This window comes from Geminicoccus flavidas (assembly GCF_009806515.1).
In the GTDB taxonomy this organism is placed as follows: domain Bacteria; phylum Pseudomonadota; class Alphaproteobacteria; order Geminicoccales; family Geminicoccaceae; genus Geminicoccus; species Geminicoccus flavidus.
Map to the genome: position 1 here is coordinate 1 of NZ_WUJP01000668.1, position 4497 is coordinate 4497.

The 4497-nt window shown below is 68.4% G+C and carries 3 protein-coding genes and 1 pseudogene; 1 reads left to right on the forward strand and 3 read right to left on the reverse strand.

Going from position 1 to position 4497, the window contains the following annotated elements:
* Positions 1-876 precede the first annotated feature (876 nt).
* From EQG76_RS18980 to cysQ, 3 genes and pseudogenes are all read right to left on the reverse strand, one after another.
* Complete coding sequence (locus EQG76_RS18980; protein ID WP_159715940.1) at positions 877-2016, reverse strand: trans-sulfuration enzyme family protein; 1140 nt, start codon at positions 2014-2016, stop codon at positions 877-879.
* A gap of 95 nt (positions 2017-2111) precedes the next feature.
* A pseudogene (locus EQG76_RS18985) lies at positions 2112-3182 on the reverse strand (quinone-dependent dihydroorotate dehydrogenase); the annotation flags it as partial.
* Positions 3183-3190: 8 nt separating this feature from the next.
* Complete coding sequence (cysQ, locus tag EQG76_RS18990; RefSeq protein WP_159715938.1) at positions 3191-3949, reverse strand: 3'(2'),5'-bisphosphate nucleotidase CysQ; 759 nt, start codon at positions 3947-3949, stop codon at positions 3191-3193.
* Positions 3950-4163: 214 nt separating this feature from the next.
* On the opposite strand from cysQ, the gene EQG76_RS18995 reads away from it, so the two are divergent.
* Positions 4164-4497, forward strand: a 334-nt coding sequence (locus EQG76_RS18995; protein ID WP_159715939.1) for a hypothetical protein, incomplete at its 3' end; no start/stop codon positions are given.

Here is a 4497-nt window from a genome sequence, read left to right on the forward strand (position 1 = left end):
TGCCGTTATAGCTGCCGTTATGGCTGCCGACATTGCCGTTGCCGTTGCCGTTGCCGTTGCCGTTGCCGTTAGAGGCGGCGAGGGCAGTGGCGGACACCAGGCCGAGCACGGCGGCCGAGCACAGGAAAATCTTCAGATAACCCATTGTCACGCTCCCTTGTCCCGAATGGCAATGCCCGGCTAATTCCGGCGCCACCGGTACACATGACGTCTTCTAACATTATCTTCAGCGTACACAAGAAAAAAATGTATTGATTTTTAACTACTACTTTTAAATACTCGGACATGACTATACATTCAGCTTTCGCCGGTGCATCACTTCCAGACGAATACGTTGATCACACCCAGCGCGGCGCCCGGAGCCCTTGAACAGGACGTGTGCGGCCTCCCCGCATCTGTCATGGGATGCGGTCTTCCTTGTAGGATCGGCGCTGGCACAAAGCCGGCGTCACCGCTTCGGCGCGAAGCGGCGCACCATTGCCGACCAGGAATCGGATAAGAGGAGGTCGTGCCGCGCGGCGTTGCCGCCAGCCTGCTAGGCTACTTGCGGCTTCCCAGGCACAACATGATCGATTTCCGATGAATGACCATCGATCATGCCGGTCGCACCAAACAATCTTCCACGGTTCATGCCGTTGTCCCCTGAGATATTCTTACCAGATCAACCAACTCTGGCATTTTGCATTCAACAAAACCCTGACAAGCATGCTAAAGGAATTTCAGATGTTCTCTCGGATAAAAGATTTACTCTTCATCGTTACCATGACGTTTCCTGTAATACAAGGGCATCCATCACGGCTGTGCGTCACGAATTGGTCACGCGCCATCGCACGGCCGCGACCGCCGCCGTAATCCCTATTGCGTCCGAGTGGCCGTTCAGCCGAGTGCCCGGTCCAGGTCCTCGATCAGGTCGTCCGGGTCCTCCAGCCCGACCGAGAGCCGGATCAGGTCGTCGTGGATCCCGATCGCGGCCCGCGCCGCCTGGGAAAGGCGTCCATGGGTGGTGGTGGCCGGGTGGGTGGCGATCGTCCGGCTGTCGCCTAGATTGTTGGTGATCTCGATCACCTCCAGCCGGCGCAGGAAGTCGAACGCCCCCTGCTTGCCCCCGCCGGTGCGCAGCGTGAGCAGGGTGCCACCATTGTGCATCTGCCGGCTGGCCAGGGCGTGGTACGGATCGTCCGGCAGGCCCGGGTAGCGCACCGCGCAGTTGCCGCGGTCCTGGAGAAAGCTGGCGATCCGCCCGGCACTCTGCGCCATGCGCAGCACCCGCAGCTCCAGCGTTTCCAGGCTCTTCAGCAGCACCCAGGCGCTGAAGGGCGACAGGTTCGGCCCGGTATGCTTGATGAACGGGTGCAGGACCTCGTCCCGGGTCTGCCGGTCGCACGCGATCAGGCCGCCCAGCACCCGGCCCTGGCCGTCGGCATGCTTGGTCGCCGAGGTGACGACCAGGTCGGCGCCGTGCCCAAGGGAGTTCTGGCAGATCGGCGAGGCCAGCGCATCGTCGACCACGAGGCGCGCGCCCGCGGCGTGAGCGAGGTCGGCCACTAACTGGATGTCGACCAGGTCCAGGGTCGGGTTCGCCGGGGTCTCGATCAGGACCAGGTTGGCCGGCCGGGCGAGCGCCTTCTCGAATCCTGCGGGGTTGCCGGCATCGACGAACTCCACCTCGATCCCGAACCGGGGCAGCAGGTCGGTGCACAGCCACATGCAGGAGCCGAACAGCGGCCGCGAGGCGACCAGCCGGTCGCCGGCCTTCAGCAGGGCGAAGAGGGCAGCATGCACCGCCGCCATGCCGCTCGCGGTTGCGATCGCGGCCTCGCTGCCCTGGAGCTGTGCCCAGCGCTCCTCCAGGGCGTGCACGGTTGGATTGCCGACCCGGGTGTAGCAGTAGCGCCCGGCGGGCTCGCCGAATCCGGGCTCCGCCTCCTCGCCGCTGGCATAGGAGAAGCTCGCGGTGAGGAACAGCGCTTCGGAGGTTTCACCGAACTCGCTGCGCAGACGCGGACGGTGCAGCATCGCCGTGGCGCGGCGCAACTTCCTGGCCAAGCTCAGGGCTCCGGGAAATGTTCAGGCAAGCGCCCGCCTGGATGCGCCCTGGCCGGCCCCCGCGTCAATGGTTCGGACGGCGGGTCGGACGAGAGGTCGGCGTCGCGGTGCCGGCCGCCGAGCTCGCTCAGGTGGGCCAAGCTCTCCGCCTCCAGCCGCCGGCGCAGGCCCTGGCGGATGCGCCGGGCAAGCGTAGGGCCCTCATAGACCATGCCGCTATAGAGCTGGATCGCGTCGGCCCCGGCCCGGAACTTCGCCCAGGCACGCTCCACCGAATCGATCCCGCCCACCGCGATGATCGGCAGGGACGGCAGGCGTTCGCGAAAGCGCCGGAGCAGCTCGGTGGAGGGCTGGAACAGCGGCTCGCCGGACAGGCCGCCGGCCTCGCCGCGCTTGGCCGAGCGCAGGCTTTCCGGCCGCGCCAGCGTGGTGTTGGCCACGATCAGGCCGTCGGCGCCCTCGGCCAGCAGCACTTCGGCGATCGCCGCCTCGTCGGCGGGGGTGAGGTCGGGCGCCACCTTGACGAAGAATGGCCGGGCGCGTCCGCCCAAGGCCACCTGGTCGCGCGTCGCGCGCACCTCGGCCACCAAGCGCGTGAGTGCCTCCTGCCTTTGCAGGAGGCGCAGGCCGGGCGTGTTCGGCGAGCTGACGTTCAGGACCAGATAGTCGACCAGGTCGTGCAGCCGCCGCACGCCCAGCCGGTAGTCGACGATCGGGTCGGCCGTGTCCTTGTTGGCACCGATATTGGCGCCGACCACCGGGCCCTTGGGCGAGCGCCGCTCCAGCCGCCGCGCCACGGCCTCCAGCCCGTCATTGTTGAAGCCCATCCGGTTGATCACCGCCCGGTCCTCCTTCAGCCGGAACAGGCGGGGCCGCGGGTTACCCGCCTGCGGCCTGGGCGTCACGGAGCCGATCTCGACGAAGCCGAACCCCATCCGCCCGAACGAGTCGAACGCCTCGGCACTCTTGTCGAAACCGGCGGCCAGCCCGACCGGCACCGGCAGGTCCAGCCCGGCCAGCCGGGTGCGCTGGAGCGGCTCCGGCACCGGCCGCCCGGCAGGCAGCAGGGCCGCCGCACGGATCGCCACGCGATGTGCGGTCTCGGCCGGAAGCAGGTGGAGGAGATGGTGCAGCATGGGGCCGCTCAGGCACCCCTTGCAATGAATTCGGGGTTCTCGAAGCCGGGCTTGCCATAGGCCAGCGGGCTGCCGTCCAGGCGCAGCACCCGACCGCCGGCTGCCTCCAGCACCGCCTGGCCGGCCGCGGTGTCCCATTCCATGGTCCGGCCGAAGCGCGGGTAGAGGTCGGCCTTAGCCTCGGCCACCCGGCAGAACTTGAGCGAGCTGCCGGCCGAGACGATGTCCGCCACGTTCTGCTCGGCGAGCCAGACGTCGGTACGGGCGTCGCGATGCGAGCGGCTGGCGACCGCCACCGGTGCCGCCGGCACCGGCCGCGCCTGGATGGCACGGGTACCCTCCGGATCCCGCAGCGTGGCGCCGTGGCCGAGCGCACCCCACCAAGCGGTGCGGATCGCCGGTGCCAGCACCACGCCCAGGATCGGCCGCCTCGCCTCGACCAGGGCAATGTTGACCGTGAACTCGCCATTGCGGGCGATGAACTCGCGGGTGCCGTCCAGGGGATCGACCAGCCAGAAGCTGCCGTTGCCGACCTCCGGGACATCGCCGCCGGCCACCGCCTCCTCGGCGACCACCGGGATCGAGGGGGTCAGCTCCTCGAGTGCTGCGACGATCAGGGCTTCGGCGTCCTGGTCGGCCGCGGTCACCGGCGAGCCGTCGGCCTTGGCAGTGGCGGCCGCGCCCTGCTCGTAGTGGCGCAGGATGGCGGCACCGGCGCGATCGGCGATCGCCACCACCTGGGGCAGGATGAGGATGGGCGGGAACAAGGCTGCGGCTCTCCGGAGGCTGGATGCGGCCCCGCGCCCGGCGGGCGTGCGGTGCCGCCATGGCGTTTACCTTTGTTTAACCTGAATCTGCCAGAGTGAACCGGCCGCAGGTGGCAGCAGGTGGAACGGTTCCATCGGCGCCTGCGCAGATGGCGACAGCCCCGGTGTTTGCCGGGAGAAGGGTAGCGCGATGCGATCCGAGGAAGGGTCGGCGATGGTGACGGCAGCGGCGGACCCGACCGCGATTGCCGCCCCGTTTCCCGTGATGGACGGGGACACGCCGGGCCCGGTTCCCCAGGGTGTGGGCGGCCGCCACTGGCTGGATCCGGGCCGGCCCAATGTGTTCCGGCAGCGGCTGGAGGAACTGCGCGGCCTCCAGCAACGGGCGGGCGGGCATCCGGATTTAGGCTGCGTACAGATGTTGGATCTGGAGCAGGTCCGCCTCCGGTTCGGCCGGCGCTGGCCGGCCCTGCGCGACAAGGCGCTGCAGTTCGTGGCGGCTGCACTGGAACGGGCGCTGGGCGACCAGGACCTGTACCTGCTGGCCG

What these genes read in the sequence shown, in the direction of transcription:
- EQG76_RS18980 (WP_159715940.1), bottom strand. Translation starts at nt 2,016, where the DNA reads ATGCTGCACCGTCCGCGTCTGCGCAGCGAGTTCGGTGAAACCTCCGAA.